Origin of the sequence: Muriicola marianensis, from assembly GCF_014638095.1 — a bacterium.
In the GTDB taxonomy this organism is placed as follows: Bacteria; Bacteroidota; Bacteroidia; order Flavobacteriales; family Flavobacteriaceae; genus Muriicola; species Muriicola marianensis.
This window is the reverse complement of sequence record NZ_BMFH01000001.1, coordinates 2,019,736-2,041,092: the sequence shown is the minus strand read 5'-3', so window position 1 is coordinate 2,041,092 and position 21,357 is coordinate 2,019,736. Positions and strand designations below refer to the sequence as shown.

17 protein-coding genes are annotated in these 21,357 nt (G+C 48.0%); 4 read left to right on the top strand and 13 right to left on the bottom strand.

Annotated elements, in window-relative coordinates:
- Positions 1–2: 2 nt before the first annotated feature.
- Both IEV19_RS09230 and IEV19_RS09225 read right to left on the bottom strand, forming a co-directional pair.
- Positions 3–1,547 (bottom strand): glycine--tRNA ligase, encoded by a 1,545-nt coding sequence (locus IEV19_RS09230; protein WP_188370365.1) that lies wholly within the window; start codon positions 1,545–1,547, stop codon positions 3–5.
- 37 nt (positions 1,548–1,584) lie between these two features.
- Complete coding sequence (locus IEV19_RS09225; RefSeq protein WP_188370364.1) at positions 1,585–2,484, bottom strand: DUF8428 domain-containing protein; 900 nt, start codon at positions 2,482–2,484, stop codon at positions 1,585–1,587.
- 400 nt (positions 2,485–2,884) lie between these two features.
- On the opposite strand from IEV19_RS09225, the gene IEV19_RS13860 reads away from it, so the two are divergent.
- Together IEV19_RS13860 and IEV19_RS09215 are read left to right on the top strand one after the other, a co-directional pair.
- Entirely contained in the window at positions 2,885–3,232 is a 348-nt protein-coding gene (locus IEV19_RS13860) for a ComF family protein (RefSeq protein ID WP_229732523.1), read from the top strand.
- 49 nt (positions 3,233–3,281) lie between these two features.
- Positions 3,282–4,901, top strand: coding sequence for an Ig-like domain-containing domain (locus IEV19_RS09215; RefSeq protein ID WP_188370362.1), 1,620 nt, complete (start codon positions 3,282–3,284; stop codon positions 4,899–4,901).
- On the opposite strand, the gene IEV19_RS09210 is transcribed toward IEV19_RS09215, so the two are convergent.
- Positions 4,888–5,661, bottom strand: coding sequence for an amidohydrolase (locus IEV19_RS09210; protein ID WP_188370361.1), 774 nt, complete (start codon positions 5,659–5,661; stop codon positions 4,888–4,890). The two genes, IEV19_RS09215 and IEV19_RS09210, sit on opposite strands and share 14 nt — an antisense overlap.
- 12 nt (positions 5,662–5,673) lie before the next feature.
- Positions 5,674–6,150, bottom strand: coding sequence for an ankyrin repeat domain-containing protein (locus IEV19_RS09205; RefSeq protein ID WP_188370360.1), 477 nt, complete (start codon positions 6,148–6,150; stop codon positions 5,674–5,676).
- Positions 6,151–6,290: 140 nt separating this feature from the next.
- Here IEV19_RS09205 and IEV19_RS09200 point away from each other — a divergent pair, with 140 nt between their 5' ends.
- Entirely contained in the window at positions 6,291–6,668 is a 378-nt protein-coding gene (locus tag IEV19_RS09200) for a DUF2237 family protein (RefSeq protein WP_188370359.1), read from the top strand.
- A gap of 31 nt (positions 6,669–6,699) precedes the next feature.
- Here IEV19_RS09200 and IEV19_RS09195 read toward each other — a convergent pair whose 3' ends face one another.
- Positions 6,700–8,049 carry a DUF5689 domain-containing protein gene (locus IEV19_RS09195; RefSeq protein WP_188370358.1) on the bottom strand — a complete coding sequence of 450 codons (1,350 nt, stop codon included), beginning with the start codon at positions 8,047–8,049 and terminating at the stop codon, positions 6,700–6,702.
- A gap of 19 nt (positions 8,050–8,068) precedes the next feature.
- Positions 8,069–10,789 (bottom strand): TonB-dependent receptor, encoded by a 2,721-nt coding sequence (locus IEV19_RS09190; protein WP_188370357.1) that lies wholly within the window; start codon positions 10,787–10,789, stop codon positions 8,069–8,071.
- A 247-nt stretch (positions 10,790–11,036) separates the two neighbouring features.
- Here IEV19_RS09190 and IEV19_RS09185 point away from each other — a divergent pair, with 247 nt between their 5' ends.
- Positions 11,037–12,011: an endonuclease/exonuclease/phosphatase family protein gene (locus IEV19_RS09185; protein ID WP_229732522.1), complete on the top strand. Its 975-nt coding sequence runs from the start codon at positions 11,037–11,039 to the stop codon at positions 12,009–12,011.
- Here the strand turns inward: IEV19_RS09185 and IEV19_RS09180 are convergent.
- From IEV19_RS09180 to IEV19_RS09150, 7 genes are all read right to left on the bottom strand, one after another.
- Positions 11,994–12,587, bottom strand: coding sequence for a 3-keto-disaccharide hydrolase (locus tag IEV19_RS09180; protein WP_188370355.1), 594 nt, complete (start codon positions 12,585–12,587; stop codon positions 11,994–11,996). The genes IEV19_RS09185 and IEV19_RS09180 overlap by 18 nt on opposite strands.
- An 11-nt stretch (positions 12,588–12,598) precedes the next feature.
- Complete coding sequence (locus IEV19_RS09175; RefSeq protein ID WP_188370354.1) at positions 12,599–13,036, bottom strand: hypothetical protein; 438 nt, start codon at positions 13,034–13,036, stop codon at positions 12,599–12,601.
- Positions 13,037–13,126: 90 nt separating this feature from the next.
- Entirely contained in the window at positions 13,127–16,366 is a 3,240-nt protein-coding gene (locus IEV19_RS09170; protein ID WP_188370353.1) for a TonB-dependent receptor, read from the bottom strand.
- A 172-nt stretch (positions 16,367–16,538) separates the two neighbouring features.
- Positions 16,539–18,176 (bottom strand): glucose-6-phosphate isomerase, encoded by a 1,638-nt coding sequence (gene pgi / locus IEV19_RS09165; protein WP_188370352.1) that lies wholly within the window; start codon positions 18,174–18,176, stop codon positions 16,539–16,541.
- Between the two features lies 1 nt (position 18,177).
- A complete protein-coding gene (locus IEV19_RS09160) occupies positions 18,178–19,458 on the bottom strand; it encodes a peptidoglycan DD-metalloendopeptidase family protein (RefSeq protein WP_188370351.1) in 1,281 nt (426 codons plus the stop codon).
- A gap of 5 nt (positions 19,459–19,463) precedes the next feature.
- Positions 19,464–20,429 (bottom strand): tryptophan 2,3-dioxygenase family protein, encoded by a 966-nt coding sequence (locus IEV19_RS09155; RefSeq protein WP_188370350.1) that lies wholly within the window; start codon positions 20,427–20,429, stop codon positions 19,464–19,466.
- A 7-nt stretch (positions 20,430–20,436) separates the two neighbouring features.
- Positions 20,437–21,216, bottom strand: coding sequence for a DUF3108 domain-containing protein (locus IEV19_RS09150; protein ID WP_188370349.1), 780 nt, complete (start codon positions 21,214–21,216; stop codon positions 20,437–20,439).
- Between the last annotated feature and the right edge of the window lie 141 nt (positions 21,217–21,357).

The window sequence follows — 21,357 nt, the reverse complement described above, 5'->3', positions numbered from 1 at the left end:
TTTTACAGGATCTTTTTTAGCCAGTGCCTCATTCCCACTTCCCTGTCTATTGCAGTGTGTAGCTCCTCGATCGGAAGCCGTTTCTGCTCCATAGAATCGCGGTGACGCAGGGTCACGGTCCTGTCTTCCAGGGTCTGGTGGTCTACGGTAATACAAAAAGGAGTTCCCGCAGCATCCTGCCTTCTATAGCGCCTGCCTACGGCGTCTTTATCGTCATAGGTGACATTGAAATCGAGGCGAAGGTCGTCGATGATCTGATGGGCGATCTCCGGAAGTCCGTCCTTTTTCACCAGGGGTAATACGGCAGCCTTTGTAGGGGCGAGTACGGCCGGAATCTTCAACACAGTACGGGTCGATCCGTTGTCCAACTCTTCATCCACCAGGGAATGGGCCAGCACTGCTAGGAACATACGATCGAGGCCTATGGAAGTCTCTATGACATAGGGGACATAGCTCTCTTCAAGTTCCGGATCGAAATACTGAAGTTTTTTGCCTGAATATTTCTCATGGCTCCCGAGATCGAAATCGGTTCGGGAGTGGATCCCTTCAAGTTCTTTGAAGCCGAAGGGGAATCTGAATTCGATATCAGCGGCGGCATCGGCGTAATGCGCTAATTTCTCATGGTCGTGGAAGCGGTAATTATCTTCTCCCATCCCCAGGGAAAGGTGCCATTTCATTCGGGTCTCTTTCCAGGATTCATACCATTCTTTCTGAGTTCCGGGCCTGATAAAGAATTGCATCTCCATCTGCTCAAATTCCCGCATCCTGAAGATGAACTGGCGTGCGACGATCTCGTTTCGGAATGCCTTTCCGATCTGGGCGATCCCAAAAGGGATCTTCATCCGACCGGATTTCTGAACATTCAGGAAGTTTACAAAGATCCCCTGGGCCGTTTCCGGACGCAGGTACAGATCCATGGCAGATTCGGCAGAGGCCCCCAACTTGGTTCCAAACATCAGGTTGAACTGCTTGACATCGGTCCAGTTCTTGGAACCGGAGACAGGACAAACGATCTCGAGTTCCAGGATAAGATTCTTTACATCTTCCAGGTCTTCTTTTTCCAGGGATCTCGCCAACCTTTTGATGATGGTATCCGCTTTTTCCTGGTAATCCATGACACGGGTGTTGGTAGACCTGAACTGTGCCTCGTCAAATGCATCCCCGAAACGCTTGGCTGCCTTGGCTACCTCCTTTTCGATCTTGGCTTCGATCTTGGCTACATGGTCTTCGACCAGTACATCGGCCCTGTACCTTTTCTTGGAATCCTTGTTGTCTATCAGCGGGTCATTGAAGGCGTCTACGTGCCCGGATGCCTTCCAGGTGGTAGGGTGCATGAAAATGGCAGCATCGATCCCCACGATATTCTCATGGAGCTGTACCATGGCCTGCCACCAGTATTCCCTGATATTCTTCTTGAGTTCGGCTCCGTTCTGAAGGTAGTCATATACCGCACTCAGACCATCATATATCTCACTCGACTGGGCCACATAACCGTATTCCTTGGCATGTGAAATTACCTTTTTGAAAATGTCCTCTTGATTTGCCATGGGGCAAAAATAGAATTTTAAGGAAAGACTGGATAGTTTATTTTAACTGAAATTCGGTTGTGGAGAGCAATTTTTCATCCTCGAATACATTCAGGGTGTAGGTACCGTCCAGAAGGGATCCTTCGGGTACAGTGATGAAATCGCAAACACTCATTTCCTCCCCCCTGAAGATCAGGGTCACCCTTTTGCTGTAGATATTTCCGTTCACTGAAATGACATTCGCATTGTCTTCTATAATCCCCATATTGGGGCCCAGAAACTGAAAATAGAGGACCTTTTCTTTAGGGGTTATCGTATTGGGGTCTTCCTGTATGGTGACACACCCCCTTAATTTCTCTACTGTGGATGCCTTGTTCGTCTTGATCGGCCTCCCGCTTCTCATCCTGAACCCGCTCCCTTCGGCATTAGCCAGGTTGAGGTAGCTCTTCATCTTCAGCTCCCTACTCAACTCCTGGTTCTTTCTCCTGAGCAAAGCCTCCGTTTCAGCCAGGGTGTTGCTTCTGCCCCTGAGTTCTTCCAGCATCTCCCGGGTTTCCTGATATTGATTAGCAAGCAGTCTGTTGTTGTACCTCAGCAAATTATTGTTCAGTTTAATACTGTCATATTGTGCTTCAAGATTGCGGAGCTGGGTCCTAAATTCACTCAATTTTCCTATGGTGAAATTGAGACGGCCCACTGAGTCGAGCAATTGCTGTACCCGGTCCCGGGAATCCTGTAATTCGATCTCATTGACCTCATTGAGGGCAGAAAGACGGTCTACCTCGGTTTTCATGAGCGTAAGGTCTCGCACCAGAAGCGTCTTTTCATCCTCCAGGTATATAATCTGATTCTGAGACTGCGCATAGCTGTAGTAAAAGGCGATCAGGATACCTATGATCACTGCCACAAGTGCTGCGAGAATGATTTTGTAATTGAATGTATTTTCCTGAAGATCCATTCGCTGGAAGGTACGTTGCAAGTAGGTTAAAATGCGTAAAGATTTGAATATTACTAAGCTACCAAATATACTAAATGATCTCAACACGGTCCTTTTCCCTACAGTCTGTTTTGGATGTAATGCACGATTATATCGGGGAGAGAAAATTTTATGTGTTCCTTGTCGAGACCAATTACCGCTTACCGAGTTCAATTTTTGCGATGAAAACCGATTAGACAGAGTTTTTTACGGACGAATCCCGGTTCAGAAAGCCTCTTGTTTCCTGTATTTTCACGAAAAAGGCATCGTTCGCAACCTCATTCACTACCTCAAATACAAAAACCAGCAGCAGATTGGCCTATTTCTAGGGAGGTGGTATGGCAATATCCTCTCAGACGATAAAGCACTTCCCCCTCTGGATATGGTCATCCCGGTACCCCTTCATCCAAAAAAACTCAAAATAAGGGGATATAATCAGGTGACGGGCTTCAGTGGTGAAATAGCACGCAGTCTTTGCGTGCCTCATAGGGAAGATCTTTTGGTCAGGAGTACCTATACCCAGACCCAGACCCGGAAAACCAGGTTATTCCGGTGGTATGAGCGGAGTCTGATCTTCCGGGTAACCGAAGGCAGTGAATTAAGAGGAAAAAAAGTGCTGCTGATAGATGACGTCATCACCACCGGGGCAACTTTGGAGGCCTGTGTTCAGGCCCTTAAAAAGGTTGGTGAAATTGAAGTTTATATCGCGACCATAGCTATGGTTCCCTGATTTTAGAATTCTGTAAATTAGTTGTTTCTTTGCCCAAACAACGGGCTTTATGGCGCATCTAAAGCGATTTCTTTCGGGGGTTTTTCTGCTTTTCCTGGCTATGGCCCTTTATCAGTGTGCCAGAAGAGGAAGCCCTTCCGGTGGGCCCAAGGATACGGATCCCCCAGTACTGCTCAGGGCAGAGCCTGAAAACCTCAGCACGAATTTCAAGGGAAACAGGATCCGTTTATTTTTTGATGAATACATCAAATTGCAGGACGTACAGAACAAACTGATCGTTTCCCCCCCATTTAAATACCCCCCTGATATCAGCCCTCAGGGAGGGGCGAGCAAGTATGTTGAGATCGTCATCAAGGATACCCTGAAGGAGAACACCACCTATACCCTGAACTTTGGTGAAAGCATCGTAGACAACAATGAAAACAATCCCTACCCCTTCCTAACCTATGTTTTCTCCACCGGGGATTACCTGGATTCCCTCTTCCTGACAGGCGTTGTAAAGGACGCATTTAACAAGGAAACCGAAGATTTTATCAGTGTCATGTTGTATGAGATCGACTCCGCGTACACCGACACTGTAATCAGGAAGACACCTCCTAACTACCTGGCCAATACCCAGGACAGCACCACGGTCTTTCGCCTGCAGTATCTGAAAGCGGGGAAATACCGGCTGATAGCGGTTAAAGACGAGGCAAAAAATAATCTGTACGATCCCGTGGTAGACAAGATCGGCTTTGTGGCAGATACCATCAGCCTGCCCACGGATTCGATATATCTTTTGAATCTGTTCCGGGAAATACCGGAATACAGCCTTTCAGTGCCCAAATTCGAAGCATCTAACAGGCTCCTTTTTGGATACAAGGGTCCGGACGAGCAACTGGAGATCAAACCTGTAAGCCCTATCCCTGATTCAGTATTTACTTACCTGGCAAAGATGCCTGGAAGGGACTCCCTGAATTTCTGGTTTACTCCCTTTGATCCGGATTCCCTGATTTTTGAGGTGGTTAATCCCCGACTGCAACAAAGGGATACATTTACTGTAAAATCCCGTAAGCTGCCCCCGGATTCCCTGCAGCTTTCAGCCAGTTACAGAAGCAGCATCGGTTTTCTGGATACCATGGCCATCACCTCCAATATCCCACTAGTCAAAAAAGATACGGCCTTCATTTCGCTGATGAACAGGGATTCCGTGCCACAGCCCATGGAAGTCACCCTGGATACAGTGGGCCAGCGGTTAATTGTCGATTTCGAGAAGGAACCCAACAATGCTTACTATCTGAAACTCTTACCGGGTGCCCTTGCAGATATCTTCGGCAACAGCAACGATACCCTGAACTACCGGCTTATCACAGGCAGCTATGCCGATTACGGGAATTTGAGAATCCGGCTGGAGACTGAGCTGCCATATCCTATTCTCCTGCAGCTCACAGATACCAATGGTAAAACTATCCGCTCCATCACGGCCTTTGAGAATGGGGTTTTTGAATTCAACCTGCTGAGCCCGGGCAACTACCTGGTCAGAGCTGTTTTTGATGAAAATGAAAATGATCGCTGGGATACAGGGGATTTTTACAAAAAAATCCAGCCCGAAAAGGTCATTTATTTTCCCACCCCTATTGAGGTCAGGGCGAATTGGGAGCTTGAACAGCTCTTCCTTATTGAAGAATGAATTCGTCCCGATCGTCCAGGAACCTTAGCTGATCCCGGACCTCCTTTATTCGGGACTTATCGAGTTTTACATATAGTACCTCATCCCGATCGGAAAAGGCCACTCTATGCCCCAGTGGATCGTAACAGGCCGAATGACCGACGTATTCATATCCGTTATCGTCTGTTCCCACCCTGTTCACGCCAATGCAATAGGCCATATTCTCGATAGCCCTCGCCTTGAGCAGGGTATCCCAGGCATCAATCCTGGGTTTGGGCCAGTTGGCGACAAAGAAGAGCAGATCGTAATCTTCGGTATTCCTTGTCCATACGGGGAAACGAAGATCGTAGCAAATCATCGGACAGATCCTGAATCCACAGTATTCGATAAGCACCTTGCTTTCCCCTCGCGCATAGGATCTGTGCTCCCCTGCCAGGGTGAAGGTGTGGCGTTTGTCATAGTGGTGAGATTTGCCATCCGGCTCCACAAAGAGAAGGCGGTTGGTATACTTCCCCCCTTCAAAAAATGGAATACTGCCGGCGATGGCAGCCCTTTTTTCCCTGGCCACTTCCTTCATCCAGGTCAGGGTCCGGTTACCTTCAGAGGGATCGATCTCAGAAGGGGTCATGGTAAAGCCCGTGGTAAAGGTCTCCGGAAGTACGATAAGATCAACCTTCTTGTCAATCCCATCGATCAGGGATGCAAAATGCCGCCGGTTATTTTCAGGATTGTGCCAGAAAATCTCCGACTGGACGAGTGCTATATCTAAAATTGTCGCCAAGTGATTCTGTTATTATGGTGTAGGAGTGAGCATAGGTAAAAAATGGTTGAACCCCTGCATTTTTGCATGGTCCAGAGCCGAATGACCCCTGGCATCTCTGATATGGATATCCGCCCCATGGTTGAGGAGTAATTTAGCGACCTCGGTCTGATTGAACGTGACGGCATAAATAAGACAACTCGACCCCAGGGAATTGATCGTGTTCACGTCGGCCCCTGCTTTGATCAATTTTCTCGCTATGCCCTCATATCCCTTGAAACAACAGCCCATAAGGGCAGAGTTTCCTGCTCCGTCCTTTTCATCCACAGGGACACCCGTTTTGAGCAGGTGATCCACAACGGCTTCCTTGTTGTAGTAGGCCGCCAGAATAAGAGGAGTTGACCCCCTGCCATCCCTGGAACGGTAAAGATCGGGGTTCTTCTCCCCCAGCGAACTTATCGTTTCGAGATCTCCTTGTCTGATTGCCTCAAAAAAAGCTTCCTGTGCCATAAATACCTGTTTAACTACTGTTTAAAGGTACGATAATGACGGGGAGGATTCACCTCCCATTATAGAAATCCTCTATCCATGCATGCCGTCTGGAAATCACTTAGAACGGGAAAGTTCTCGAAATGGGGTTATATTGCCATATGGAAAACAATCCACTAAACGTTTTCGGCCTGCCATTGATCTCCTGTTGCCAGGACCCGGTAACGGGATACTTCAGGGATGGCTATTGCAAAACCATTGCCGAGGACAGGGGTACACATGTGGTATGCGCCAGGGTAACCCGGGAATTCCTCGACTTTTCAAGGAGCAGGGGAAACGATCTGATCACCCCCATACCGGAGTGGCAGTTCCCGGGGCTCAAACCGGGCGACCAGTGGTGTTTGTGTGTTTCCCGCTGGATCGAAGCAGAACAGGCCGGGGTAGCACCTCCCGTGATCCTGGAAGCAACACATGAAAAGGCCCTGGAATACACGAATATGGAAAACTTGCTTAAATACGCCTACAAGGCTCCTGTCTGAAGCGGAATATGGTTTTCTATATGTTCCGGGTTCAGTCCCTCGCTCCCGGCGAAAAATCCCCGGGTGCCTGTTGAGGCTGGTTGGTAGTTCCGGAAGCGCCTGTATCGTTAAAGATTTCCCATTCTGATGGGTCGAATACAGGATTGGCAAGCTGTATACCTGCTTTTCGATACGCCCTCCCGTCCTCGAATTCGTGATTGGTTCCCGATCCGTCTTCCCCTACGACCCCGAAGATATCGATCACGGTTCCAAAGGGGTCGACCAGCACCAGGTTATCATCTCCATTGGAGTCTGCCGGGCTGTTCGTCCCACCTTCCATATCCGGTGCAAATCCATAAGTCTGTTGAAAGACGACCGCGTCTGATGCGATCAGTAGAAACTGACCCGGGTTAAGGGTAAAAGCGGAAAGGTCGAGAGTAGATCCTCTCTCCGTATTGTCATTCGTATAACGATCCAGCCTCCACCCGTTCAGGGAAAGGGGTTCCGAGCCTGCATAATACAATTCTACATACCTGGCAGCACTGTTATTATCCGGGTCAGCGAGCTCCGAAATGATCAGGGATGAAGAAGTGAATTCTGTGATCAGCTCTTCACATCTGTCTCCTTTCAGGTCGAGATCTTCAGGTGACCTGACCATCAGCATGGCCTGCCCACCTTCCGGATAATAGATGGCGGTAATGGCACCCTTCCCTGAGGGTAGAGTTTCCGTTTGGAAGTCGGAATACCCGCTGCTCAACAGGCCGATTTCACGGTCATCGCAATCCTGCATAGTCCGGACCGTTTCCTCCTCAGCTCGCGCATAGGTCGAATCCTTCAATTCCCGTGTAAATTCCATATTCTTAAGTCCGACCAGCGTATTCGCGGGTTGAGAAGTGAGATCCGACACCGAGAGTATTTTTGGAACCAGAGCCTGGGGCGGTTCACACACTTTGTATACGTGATCAGCAACAGCGTGTTTTGGGATACGTCCCACTTGCAGGTTCCCAAAAGAAGTGTACACATGGCCCAGTTTGAAGATGCCTTTGGACCTTCCTAAATAAAGTCCCTTGAGGTTTAGTAAGACTTTTTGTCCCAATGGAAAGAACAAATGGGAATTCCGCATTTCGAGTTCTACCTGTACCCCTGCTTGCGGAACCGCAGGTCTGTCCTGAAGATGGAGGGTATTATAGAAGTTTCCACTTTTGTCTGAGGAGATCACGTATGCTTCGACGACCCATTCGTTCCGGATCTCCCGTGTACTTCCATCGAAAGAATCCAAAACTTCAAGCAGGGTGATATTTGGAGACAACTCCGCATCACAGTCCTGTTCTGGAGCCGACAAGTCGTCCTGTCTCAGGCATCCCATCGAGAACAGGAATAACAATAAAATTCCTAACGCCAAATACCTTCTTTTAAACATCTCAAAAACTGATTGCCAGATTCAAAAAAAAAGTTCGGCCAAACCCATACCAGTATTTGGGCCCGAAGGAGGGTGAGCCGCTGAGGTTGTCCTTTGACATTTGTCCGTAATTTCCGTTCCTGCTCTGTTCGTATCCCCCCGATTTAAAAGCCTCATCAAAAAGGTTGTTTGCACTCAGGAAGGCACTGATATATTTCCCCTTGTGCAGCCAGGATTTACCTGCAGTGAGATTGAGAAGGTACACGGGCGGTAGCGGCTCATGTTTTAACAAAGACTGATATTTCTCTTCGCTGAAATTTTCGAATTCCACTCCGGTATCCGGATCGATGAGAAAACTGCGGGTCCTCTTTATAAAGGCAATATCCCGGTAATTGTTTGCCAGGTAATTGGCGGTGACGCCCACCCACCAGTAGGAAGGGTCACGATACTCGATTCCGAATGACAGGGCCGTTTGAGGACCCCTGGGCAACTTATACCCTTTGATCAAAGCAGGGCCCAGATCGATCCTTCCGTTGGATTGCCGCAACTCCCCTTCTGCCCCCGAGGTGTCAAAATTTATAGACACATCCGGATCACTGGCATATTCAAAATTGCCTGCAGCAGCCACCAGACTTAGCTTTACAACCGGAGATATCTCATACTCCAAACCCATTTCGAGACCTTTGTGCAACCGGTCGAGACCCGTAACCACTTCCTGAACGAAATCAGAACCGAATCCGGAATCCACATAAAAAAAGTTTACCTCCGTCTCGTGCTGGAATCGGCTATAGTATGCGGATACCCGACCTTTAAGTCTCTGTAAGCGCAGGTAGTAATTGATATCAGAACTGAAAACAGATTCTCCCGTGAGGCCGGGTACGATCCTGTTACTCTCCCTGGGATTGACGAAGATGTGTTTTAAGAGGGGAGGTCTTTTCCCATTGTATACATGGGCTTTGATCCAATGCCTGGAATTAATCCCAAAGGAAAGACCGGATTTTATACCCCAAAACCTGAAATTCAAGGCTTCACTTTTCCCCAAAGACGCATCGGGGTAGCGTTCGTTCAAAAAAAACCCGTCTCTCTGAAAACTCTTTTCAGCATATTCTCCAGCGACATAAAAATCCCATTGTTTCCAGTAGAAACGGGTTTGAATAAAACTCATCAGGTGCCCGGTATCGATCCTATAGTGATACCCGAATATTTCTCCTTCCTTTTTTTCGATCATTCCGTTCAGGTCATTTCGCGTATTCGAGAAATTGTCCTCATCTAACAGGAAAGTCGCTCCCAGCAGATCATTCAATCTCGAAAAACTACGGATACCGGATTCCTGTAGCAGGACACCTGCATCAATTTTGACATTTCTACTCAGGGGTAGATTGAACACGGTATTCAATGAGAATATATCTTCCTCTCTTTGGTCCTCATAATAAACATAGGCAGCTCTGCCTGCCTGTGCCGGAGCGTTGTTGGCCTCATACAGGGACCACCAGGGCCATTGCGATCTCTTCAGGAAACTCATTCTCGCCTCTTCTGCACCAGAGAAGTTCGCCCCGATCGGACTATTGAGATAGAAGCTCGGCAAATAGCGGTAATAAGTGGGGTCGGGATTGGGCGCATCGTAATACCCGATACGCGAGAATCCTGTACTTCCGGTTTGAAAGGCTGCAGCAATCCTGAAGCGGAGGTCATTTTTCGAATAGTCGTAATCCAGCATGATCACCGGTTCATGGATAGTACGGTTGCGGGAATTCCTCGTCGATCCACCGAGCAAACCCCAGTACGGATTGTATCTCGGACCGGCGAGTTCTGCAACCTCATCGGTCAGAGCTGCAGAGCGGCCACGACTGTTGTAGGCATTGATCAGGGTAAGTCCGAGAGTATGGTTCGGGTTCAGTGCAACTCCCGAGGATACAAAGATCGAATAGGCATCATAGGGGGTACCCGTCACGTATCCCTGCTCAGCCCAGCGCCTCGACAATGAAAGAGTATGCCTAAAGCCCTTTTCTCCTGTTTCTGAATGATAGGTAGCCATCAGTCGGTTCCTGTAGGTACGATTCGATGCTGCTGCCGAAATGCGTATCCCGGGTCGTGCCCCGAAAGGAGAAGCATCGATAAGGGTGATTCCCATAGGTCGGCCAAAGGCGTGATCAGAAGCTTCCAGACCATAGCTAAATTCCTGATTCCTAAACACGTCATTGAGCCCTCCCCAGTTATTCCACTGGGGTCTGCCGTCCCAATTTCGATTCATGGGGATGCCATTGACCAGAATGCTTCCTTCACGGGAGTCGTACCCCCTGACCCGAAAGAATACCTGACCAAAATCAAAGGCCGCGCGATTGAGAAAAATGTCCCTCGTGGCCTGCAAAAAACCTGAATTCGATTCATTACCCGCCTCATCGATGAGTTCAGCCTCTGTGAGCGTTACCAGGTTATCGGTCTTCTCGACCTCGAGATCCCGTTTGAGATAGACAGGACCCAGGTCGATATCCTGAGAGCCTATTACCAAGGGGAAGATAAGCGTTTGATATTGGGGAGCCGAGATGAGAAGCTTTTGGTGTCCTTTACTTTTGCTGATCAGGAGAAATTCTCCGGATCCATCCGTCATCACCGGTTCTCCTTCCGATTCAAGTCGTACTTCAATTCCCTTCAATTCCTTTCGATCCAGAAATTCCAGGACTCGTCCTTTTATCACAACCTCCTGAGCAATCCCATTTACAGTTATGATCCCTGCCAATATCATAAGGCAATACCTTTTGGAAATCTGGATTGATATGTTCCTTGTGCCGACCTCTTTCATACGATTCCTTCTTTTCAGCATGGCCAAAATAACCGGGCCTGCTGCAATCCCCTTGCATCCCGGGAATATACCTTGCCGACTCGTATTCAAAGCCCGGTCAATGATTTTGAAATCGCTTTATCTGACTTTCTTCCTTTTTTGCAGCCTGCCCCTGTTATGTGTAAGTCAGGAGACTACCTACAGAATAAGGATGATTTCCTTTTACAATCTCGAAAACCTGTTCGATACCATTGACGATCCGAAAGTCATGGATGATGACTTTACTCCCGGAGGCGACTATCACTGGGACAGTACCAGATATGAGGAAAAGATTCTGAGACTCGCACAGGCGATCAGGGATATTGGAAGTAAAACAGGGTATGGTCCCCCGGATATTCTGGGAGTATGTGAAGCAGAAAATTATCGCGTCTTATCCGATCTGGTCTCTCACGAATTGCTCAGGACTTTTGATTACGGCATTATTCACAGGGACGGTCCGGATGAACGTGGAATCGATGTGGCCCTTCTGTACAGAAAGGCCTCTTTTTCGCCGGTTAGTATGAAGTGGCACCCGCTGCTCATTAGGAACGAGGAGAGGTTCAGGGAATTTACCAGAGATCAGCTGGTGGTGCATGGATATATGGACGGACTTCCTATTTACTTGCTGGTGAACCACTGGCCTTCCCGCAGGGGAGGGGAAATGCGCAGCCGCCCTTACAGGATTGCAGCAGCCGAACTGAACCTCGAGATCATGGACTCGATCCGGACGATCTCTCCTGAACCCATATTTATTGCCATGGGGGATTTCAATGACAATCCCACGGATTACACTTTCAGGAAGGTATTGAGAGTTAAGAAGGACTCAGACAGTATACAGTCGGGCGATCTGTACAATCCCATGACAGTCCTTTTCAGAAAGGGAATGGGAAGTCTTGCCTACAGGGATTCCTGGAGTCTGTTCGATCAGATCTATATGAGTGGAAATCTAGCAAAGCCTGAGAGTCCTCTTCGATTCTGGAAAGCGGGGATACACAACCCGGACTTTTTAACGCAAAGAAGGGGCAGGTTTAAAGGGTACCCTTTCCGAAGTTTTACCTCCGGAAATTATACAGGAGGATACAGCGACCACTTTCCGGTGTATGCGCTATTTGTCAAGCAGGTGAAGGTCCTATTCAGGGACGATTAATTTGATGTTCCTCCACTTCACCTTGATGCCGCCTCCGTCGTGGATCTGGAGGGCAATGGAACCTTCTCCTTTTCCGATGGCCTCATCGCTGATACTGACCATCTGTACCCCGTTGAGCCATGAGGTAAGCTGGTCCCCCATCATCCGGATCTTCAGGGTATTCCACCGTCCTTCCTGAAGGACCATTTCCTTTTCTGCTTCCGGCTTTACGAGCCAGCCACGGCCATAGGATTCATACACTCCTCCTGTGTGTTTCCCCTTGGGGGCCACTTCTACCTGCCAGCCGCTTACCTTAGTTCCTTCTATTGTAGAGCGGACAAAGACCCCGCTGTTGCCGTCGGCTTCCTGGAGGAATTCCAGGCTGAGCTCGAAGTCCTTGTAATGATCATTGGTGGCCAGGTATCCATATTGGGCGTCCGGGCCGCTTTCGGAGACCAGGAGACCGTCCTCAACATACCATTTTTCGGTGCCGTAGATCGTCCAGCCATCGAGATTTTTGCCATTAAAAAGATCCTTTTCCTGAGCAGTCAATCCCGTTACAAGAAACAGGGCCAACAAGATGTGTATTTTTTTCATAACAGCGGTATTTAATTGAACCATTGGTTCCACGGGATCCGACTCAGGATCAGGACCAGGCCGAGTCCGTAGAAAATGGCGATGCTTTTAAATTTCTTTTTCCCTTCCATGAATTTTTTGTGGCGCGACCAGCCCACGGTGATCAGCACGATGGCCAGGATATTGGTCAGGGGGTGCTCCAGGGCCAAAAGGCGTGCCGCCGCGTTCATGTTGCCCATGGGAACATTCATCAGGGCGTTTAGGCCGCTGGCCGAGAAGATATAGACCGCCAGTCCCAGGAGCAATTGAATGTGGCTCAGGATGAGAGTAAAGAGGCTGAGGCGGTAGTCCTTTTCCAGGTTGAACATGCGATTAGATATTAAGCCGGTGATGGCATTGGCCACTGCGATAAACAGGATAAGCAGGACCACGTAGGCCAGGTAGGAGTGTACGTTTTGTAAGAGTTCCATTTAAGTGATTTTGAAATTTAAAAGTACGGATTTTTACCCATTAAAAAACCCCGCAAAAAGCGGGGTTTTATGCTTGAGTCTGTTATTACATTAATTAAAAATATACCTAAGTCCGATTTGAGCTTGCCATCTGGAAGAAGCCAAACCAAAATCATCTATCTCAACCAAGTTGGGTGATCCATCAGCATTCACTATTCCATCGTTGATTTCGAATGCAGGGGTAGACCCGGTAGATACTGTTGTAAGAGGTGATACCTCACTTCGTATAAACCTTCGTTGGCCCCACTCCTCATTCAGGAAGTTTGTGAAGTTGAACATATCCAATGAAAGTTGGAAGGTGTGATTTTTTCCGCCCCAGTCCAGGCTGAAATCCTGAAGTATTTTCAGGTCCACAACATGGCTCCAGATTCCCCGAGATCCATTGCGCTCAGCGTATTTACCGCGGTTTTCCCTTAGGTAATCAACACTCTCGATGAACGTATCCAGACGTTGCCATTCGGCAGCGGGATCATCTCCAACCAGGACAATTTCGTCAGCACTGGCCGGGATATAGATCAGGGCATTGTCCCTGGAATCGTCATTCAGCAGGTCGCGTCCTTCCCTGTATGTAAAGCTGTAAGGCTGACTCTGGTATCCTTCGTAGAACAGGCCGAAGGTAGTCTTCACATTATCGCTCCACCTCAATTCGTATGAAACGTTTGCAGTTACCCTGTTACCGAGCGCAAAATCTGAACGTGTTACCGGTAAATCAGAGTTTTTACCATTGACAGTCTGGATATTCCTCCACTGTGAACTGTTCTGTGAGGAAGTACCGTCGAAGATCTTGTAAGAATCTCCAAAGGTCCATGCGATCTGTCCTGCAAAACCATTTTCATAAGGTTTACGCAGTGAGAAAGTGGTATTATAAGCATATCCCCCACCAGTGTTAGATGCGAGGATCACACGCCCGTAGGTATCATCGATCTCAGCTCTCCTATCATAGAAGGGACGGTTATCAGCTCCCTCGTAAGTTCCAACGGGTCCTCCTAAATTCAGGTTCTCATAGTAGATATCGGTAATCACATCAGTGTATAGAAAGTCTGCCGAAGCGATCAGATTCCAAATGGGGAGTTTCTGATCCACGGCTATATTATACTTGATCACCTGAGGTAATTTAAAGTCCTTTGAGATAAGGTCCACATTCCCCCCTGTACCTCCTGAACCAGGAGCGGGATCTTCAAATTGATTGTTGACGTTAGGCTCAAAAGGCTGACCGAATTCAAACATGAATCCACCGGTGATACCATTGTTATTATAGGTACCTCCGGGCCACACCAAGGGAAGGCGAGAAGTGAAAATTCCAAGACCACCACGGACCTGGGTAGTTGATTCACCGTTCACATCCCAGTTAAAACCAAGGCGGGGAGCGAACATAGGGGTTGGATCGATCCCCTGCCCTACACGGGCTCCCTGAACGTCTTTGCCTGCCGCCTCGAGAAGAGGAATAGTCCTCTCATTGAAGTCGTCATTAACTGCTCCGTCACTCCAGTAAGGAATATCAATTCGGGCTCCAAGTGTCACTCTGAAATCATCGGACATCTGCACTTCGTCCTGAACATAGAATCCTGCCTGGAAGGTATCGAACTCCGAGGCACCTGCAGATTCGTCACCGACAACACCAGTACCTACAAGAGAATACCCATGCTGATACACGTCGGCGTCCTGCCCGGTAAGGAATTGGTTCAGACCTGAAGAGGTCAGCGTACCCGATCCGTCAAACTGGTCTTCAAAAGTATAATCTCCATAGTTGAAGGCGAAGAACAGGTTTTTAATTTTGGCAAACTCGAGGTTGGTTCCCAATGTCACCGTATGGCGTCCCGCATAGATCTCGAAGTTGTTGGTAAGGGTAAGCACGTCCTGATCCAGAAGGTTGGCAGTAGAGAAAGGCTCGGCACCAAAAGAGATGGTACCCCCACCATCCTGGATATCCACGGTTGGGAACGGGTCTCCTGCAGGATCCCTGTCATCTCTCACTGTCGTATATCCTAAGATGAAATTATTGGAAAATTTGTTGCCAAATCGTGAACTCAATTCAAGAGCCAGAGAATTCGTTTTGGATACAAAGGATTCTGAACCATTGATAAAGCCGATATTTCGATTTCCGGAATTTCTCGCTTCAAGATTGTCTGCATCGGTATATCCGTATCGTAAAGACAATTTGTGATCCTGGTTGATGTTCCAATCCACCTTGGCCGTAATACGATTACTTTCTAAGGTCCTGGTGTTATTGTCAAATATACCGGGGTCATATCCGTATGTACTCTGAAGAAAACTGCTTAGACCCTGGAGATCAGCAAGACTGGATCTACCCGTGTAATTGCTGAAGTTAAAAGGCTGAGGAGTTTCATCTTCCTGCCTTTCATAGTTCAGGAAGAAGAATACTTTATCTTTAATAAGAGGCCCACCGATCCTAGCTCCGTATGTCAAAGCAGAGAAATCCGCGAGCTTTTCACGTTCTTCTCCATCACCAACTAAACTTGGAGGCGTTTTACCGGCCAGACTTTCATTTCGAACAAATGAATATGCTGATCCTTCCCAGTTGTTGGAACCGGAGCGTGAAATCGCGTTGATGGAACCACCAGAAAAACCTGACTGACGAACGTCAAAAGGAGCAATGTTGATCTGGAAGGTCTCAATCGCATCAACAGAAAGTGGGTTTACTCCGGTCTGACCTCCGTTCGTTCCCGATCCTGCCAGTCCAAATACGTCATTGTTTACCGCACCATCGATGTAGATAGCGTTGTAACGATTGTTCTGTCCTGCCAGTGAGATACTAAAGCCGTCGTTTCCTTCTGTTACCTGAGCCTGAGGCGTCAGCCTGACAAAATCCGCAATAGACCTGGATGCTGCAGGAATGGTCTGTACCTCTCTCTGGGTAATGGTAGTTTCAGTTCCCGTTTTATTGGCTCCAAATACCCCAGTTGCTGTCGCCGAAAGTACAACTTCCTCCAGCGCAGTTGCCGATTCAGAAAGTGTAACATTAAAAGTCGACGTCCGACCAAGAGTTAAGGTGATGCCTTGTTTCACATCTTCCGTAAATCCAATATAGGAGAAAGTAATCTGGTAAGGCCCACCGGATCTCATGTTGGATATTCGGTAAAAGCCATCAAAATCAGTGGCAGCGCCATAAGTACTTCCTGTTGGAAGGTGGACTGCCACTACGCTGGCACCTCCTAGAGGCTCGCCCGCGTCATCGACTACCTTTCCGCTGATCGCAGAAGTGGTAACCCCTTGTGAAAAAGCCATTGCCGTGATCAAAAACGCGGCAAGAGCAACGTAAAGTTTCTTCATAAGTTCTCGTGTTAATTAGTATTTATGCTATCTGCAAAAATGCCATAAAACAAGCAATTTTACATTAAGACAGCGTTAAGTTAAGGAGAACAAATTTAACATATAATTGTGAAATTTCCCCCTAAAAGAGCCAAAGAAATAGGCCTGTTCCGAGAATTGCGGACCCGCCTGATTATTTCTTAAAATTTTGCAGTAATTGTGATGTGGAAGGGTCGTGTTTGGAAATTTCTGAGGAAGTGATGTCCTTAAGCGTCTGAGAGGCCAGTTGTTTCCCCAGCTCCACTCCCCACTGGTCATAACTGAAGATGTTCCAGATCACTCCCTGCACAAAGATCTTGTGTTCGTACATGGCGATCAGGGCGCCCAGACTCGCCGGTGTTAGCCTGTCGATCAACAGGGTATTGGTGGGTTTATTGCCTTCGAAAAGTTTGAAGGGGATTAGTTTTTCAACCTCATCTGCGGATACCCCTTTCAACTCGAGTTCGGCCCTGACCTCATCGGCCGTTTTTCCGTTCATCAGAGCTTCGGTCTGGGCGAAGAAATTGGCCATCAACTTCTGGTGATGATCCACATTTCCGTATAATGATTTTTTATATCCGATAAAATCTGCCGGAATCAATTTGGTCCCCTGGTGTATCAGTTGAAAGAAAGCGTGCTGGGCGTTCGTGCCCGGTTCTCCCCAAATGATGGTCCCGGTCTGATAGGCAACCCTCGAACCGTCGCGGGCGGTGCTTTTGCCGTTGCTCTCCATGATCCCCTGCTGGAAATAGGCAGAGAATCTGCTCAGGTACTGTGTATAAGGGATAATCGCCTCGGTCTCGGCCCCGTAAAAATTGTTGTACCAGATGCTCAACAAGGCCAGGATTACAGGAATATTTTCACTGAATGGGGCGGTTCTGAAATGGTTATCCATCTCTCTTGCCCCCTCTAGCAGTCCTTCGAAATGGTCAGGACCCACAGCGAGCGCGATGGACAGGCCTACGGCACTCCAAAGGGAAAAGCGTCCGCCTACCCAGTCCCACATCGGGAATACATTTTCGGGCGCAATCCCAAATTCCCTGATCTTCTCAGTATTAGTTGAAACAGCGGCGAAATGCTTGGCGATATCTTTTTGAGAGGCTGTCTTGAGGAACCATTCCTTGATGGTCAATGCATTGGTCAGGGTTTCCTGGGTGGTAAAGGTCTTGGATACCACAATGAATAAAGTGGTCTCAGGATTTACTTCCTTCAGGACTTCCTGCACATGGTCCCCATCTATATTGCTGACAAAATGAGTTCTCAGGTGATTCTTGTAGTATTTCAGGGCTTCGCAAACCATGGCCGGACCCAGGTCCGACCCCCCGATCCCGATGTTCACCACGTCGGTAAAGGTCTTCCCGGTGTACCCCTTCATCTTTCCTGAAATAACCGCCTCAGAGAACTGGCGGATATGATCCCTGACCTCATATACTTCCGGGATCACATTTTCACCATCTACATGTACCTCTTCATTTCTCCCGGCCCTTAGCGCGGTGTGCAACACGGCCCTTCCTTCTGTTTCATTGATGATAGATCCCGAAAAATATTGGTTAACGGCGTCCCTGAGTTTTACCTCTCCTGCCAGAGAAACGAGGAGATCCAGGGTAGTGTCTTCCAAACGGTTCTTGGAGTAATCCAGGAAAAAGTCATTCCATCGGATAGAGAATCGCTTTGCCCGACCGGGATCTTTTTCAAAAAGGTCCTTCAGGTGGACGTTTTTTGTATTCCCGTAGTGTTCAGTTAATTCTTGCCAGGCTTTGGTAGTGGTTGGATCGATCTTGGCTAAGGACATCTTACGGATTGAGTGTTAGGAGTTCGTCTGTGGGTTCTCCGGGAAACTCTATACAGTCGAGTTGTGTTTTCACGGGCCCCATATAATCGTAATAGGCGGGCCTGAGTACTTCAGCAAGTGGTTCTGCGGCCGGTAATTCCTCCCTCAGGGGGTCTACCTGCCTGCCGTTCTTCCAGAAACGGTAGCATACGTGGGGCCCTCCTGTGTTGCCCGTCATACCGATCCAGCCTATGACATCGCCTTGTTTGACGTATTGTCCCTGCCTTACATTCTGGGCCTTCATGTGCAGGTACTGTGTGCTATACGTGCCATTGTGGCGAATTTTTACATACTTGCCATTACCACCCCTTCGCGTTGATTCAGTTACTACTCCGTCTGCTGTGGCAAGGATAGGGGTCCCAATCGGTGCGGCATAGTCGGTGCCCTTATGCGGCCTTACCTTATAGCCGTAATACCGTATCCTGCGTTTGAGGTTATATCGGGATGAGAGCCTGCCGAATTTGAGCGGGGCCCTGAGGAAGGTACGCCTCAGGTTGTTGGCTTCCTGGTCGTAGTATTCCTTGATGTCCAGGGTGTCATTGTGATACGCAAAGGCGTAAAAGGGTTCCCCTTTATGTTCGAAAAATGCGGCCTTTATAGGTCCGGCTCCGGCGTAGATGCTGTCATTGATATACTTCTCATCGTAGATGATCCTGAATTTATCCCCAGCATCCAGTTTGAAGAAATCGATGGTCCAGGCATAAATCCCGGACAGTTCGTTGACCATGAGGTAATCGATATTCTGCTGCACGATCACATCGGAGAGAGAGCCACCCCTTGGTATGATACCGGCCGCTTCTCTTTCTACAAGCTTTACTTTCTTTCTACCCTTATACGCCAGCACGGTATCTCGGAAATCAACAACAGTGTAGTTCACGGGATCATTTTCGTATATAAACAACTGTGCAACTTCTGAGGTGTCTTTAGATTTCAGGATGGTGTATGGATTTCCAACCCGAATCCGCCTCACGTCAAAAGTGTCTTTGAATCTTTGGGTAAGCTCGTAGATCTTCGGGTAATCCACCTTGTTTCTGGTCATGATCTCACCGAAGATATCGCCCTTCCTTATGGTGTCCTCTACCACGGTAAAGTCAGACAGGTTAAATCCGTATTTTTCTATGGGCTTGACGGCAACAGAATGTGCATCTTCGTCAGGAAGATCGGCTTGAGAAGTAACCTGCTTATCCTCCCCACAGGAGGACATTAGTACGCATGCTAAAAAGAGGCCCCAGTATTTTCGCATTGTCGTTATGAGATTCTTTCGGGATTAAAAAGGTGGTCTACCCATTGTTTTCCCCAGTTTTCCAATTCTTTTTCGGTGTGCAAGTTCGGAAAAAACACCACTTTTTGAAAGCTAGGTGGCAAATATTCCTTCCAGTTGGTCCCCCCTGTCGCCTCTATAGCCTTGTCGCCTCTGCTGAGATAGCGGTAGGCCGATCCCATATGCATCAGCGGCCAGTTTACGTTGGCATTGAGGTCCATCTTTCTTAACGCGTCTTTGAGGGCTTTATTATTCCTGCTTTTCTCAGGTAATTTCAGGTATTTGTGGTAGATCGTATTGCCTTCCACCTCCCTGGCGATCCTGATGAAGCGAGGCGTATAGCGATATTCAAATTGCTTGAGGGTCAGCGTCTTTTCCCCCGTCTTAACATCTGTGGCCCCTTTCTTCCAGTACATTTTCTCATAGAGTTCCTCTATGCTGTTCTCATCCGAAAAATCCGACCTGTCTGATTCGTGCACGAGGTTTTCAAGAGGAGTGGCATAGATCTCGATCATGCGGTACTGAGCAGACTGGAATCCGCTTGAAGGAAGGAGCGCCATACGATAGCGCATGAATTGTTCCCGCTCCATCCCCGTGATCATGATGCTGAACGAGGAGATAAGGGCTTTGTAGTAATTGTTGATCCGGTTGAGCTTCTCTATAAAAAGCGGCACTTCCTGCGACTGGTCGTCTACGATCTGTTTTTCCTCGTGTATGATGAGTTTAAAGTACAGTTCGGTGATCTGGTGGTACATGATAAAGATCTCCTCATCCGGAAAGTAGGTCCGGGGTACCTGCAGGCTCAGAAGGGTATCCAGGTGGATGTAATCCCAGTAGGTAAGGTATCGCTGGTAGAGCAAACCATCGAGATAAGAACTAAGGTCCTGACCCGAGTCCTTGTATTTTTCTGCCAGTTTCGCGATCTGGGCATCGATCTGCTCTTTTTTCTTCATTTGTAAGTTAGTCCATTATAATCTTGAACTGGTGTTTCAGCCCGTTGTATCCGTCCAGGTCGGCCTTGAGAGATCCAACGGCCAGGTCGGCCTTGATCCTTATGGGGATCAGATTTAGGTCATTAGACACCCAAAGTGTCAGGCTTTCCTGCTCCTTGAATACCCTGCCCGCTTGAACATATGGCCGGAACATCAGGCATTCTACTTTTCCGAATTTGGTTCTCAGGATCTCCTTCCCCAGGAATTTTAACCTGAACTTGAAGATGCCGTCATCGTCATACAGCATATTAAGCTGGATCGACTTTCCGATCTCCAGGTCTTCGGGCCTGTAATTATTCCTGAGATAGTAAAATCCGGACACCAGGTCCTGGATATTATTCTGCAGGCTAAAATTAAACTTTTTATCGTTCTTCTTGTCGTCCAGGAGAGCCTGCTTTTTCTGATAGTCGAAGTTGATCTCGATATCCTTGGTATATCCCCCTTCATCTATCTTACGAATAAAACGATAGGGTTTGCCGTCTTCCATGTCGAAATAACTTTCATAAGTGTCGTCCACCTTAAAAAAGATACTGGCAAAGCCGGTTGTCTTACCTCTCCCCACGACGTGGTAAACGGGGGTATCCTGAACGCTGTCTGTCTTTACATGCAGGGTTGCATAGCTCGCATTCAGGAAACCGTAATGTATCCTGAATTTGAGCCACTCCCCGGGTTTAAAGGCCTCGTGTATGTTCTGGCCGTATACTGCACCCTGGAGCAAGAGAAAACAGATAAGCAGCTTCTTTTTCATTGTAAAATTTGGTCAAAATTAGTAAAAGTCGGCCATGGGCCACCTCGATAACGTCAATAGAACAATTTTTATTCCAAAAGGTACCGCACAAAAAAAAGCCCCGACGGGCGTCGGAGCTTTTTCCTAAATAACCAACCAAAC

Bases quoted from the DNA above. Each gene is read 5' to 3' on its own strand.
- IEV19_RS09230 (WP_188370365.1), bottom strand. From the start codon at position 1,547: ATGGCAAATCAAGAGGACATTTTCAAAAAGGTAATTTCACATGCCAAG.
- IEV19_RS09225 (WP_188370364.1), bottom strand. From the start codon at position 2,484: ATGGATCTTCAGGAAAATACATTCAATTACAAAATCATTCTCGCAGCA.
- IEV19_RS13860 (WP_229732523.1), top strand. From the start codon at position 2,885: ATGGTCATCCCGGTACCCCTTCATCCAAAAAAACTCAAAATAAGGGGA.
- IEV19_RS09215 (WP_188370362.1), top strand. From the start codon at position 3,282: ATGGCGCATCTAAAGCGATTTCTTTCGGGGGTTTTTCTGCTTTTCCTG.
- IEV19_RS09205 (WP_188370360.1), bottom strand. From the start codon at position 6,150: ATGGCACAGGAAGCTTTTTTTGAGGCAATCAGACAAGGAGATCTCGAA.
- IEV19_RS09200 (WP_188370359.1), top strand. From the start codon at position 6,291: ATGGAAAACAATCCACTAAACGTTTTCGGCCTGCCATTGATCTCCTGT.
- IEV19_RS09190 (WP_188370357.1), bottom strand. From the start codon at position 10,789: ATGATATTGGCAGGGATCATAACTGTAAATGGGATTGCTCAGGAGGTT.
- IEV19_RS09185 (WP_229732522.1), top strand. From the start codon at position 11,037: ATGATTTCCTTTTACAATCTCGAAAACCTGTTCGATACCATTGACGAT.
- IEV19_RS09180 (WP_188370355.1), bottom strand. From the start codon at position 12,587: ATGAAAAAAATACACATCTTGTTGGCCCTGTTTCTTGTAACGGGATTG.
- IEV19_RS09175 (WP_188370354.1), bottom strand. From the start codon at position 13,036: ATGGAACTCTTACAAAACGTACACTCCTACCTGGCCTACGTGGTCCTG.
- IEV19_RS09170 (WP_188370353.1), bottom strand. From the start codon at position 16,366: ATGAAGAAACTTTACGTTGCTCTTGCCGCGTTTTTGATCACGGCAATG.
- pgi (WP_188370352.1), bottom strand. From the start codon at position 18,176: ATGTCCTTAGCCAAGATCGATCCAACCACTACCAAAGCCTGGCAAGAA.
- IEV19_RS09160 (WP_188370351.1), bottom strand. From the start codon at position 19,458: ATGCGAAAATACTGGGGCCTCTTTTTAGCATGCGTACTAATGTCCTCC.
- IEV19_RS09155 (WP_188370350.1), bottom strand. From the start codon at position 20,429: ATGAAGAAAAAAGAGCAGATCGATGCCCAGATCGCGAAACTGGCAGAA.
- IEV19_RS09150 (WP_188370349.1), bottom strand. From the start codon at position 21,216: ATGAAAAAGAAGCTGCTTATCTGTTTTCTCTTGCTCCAGGGTGCAGTA.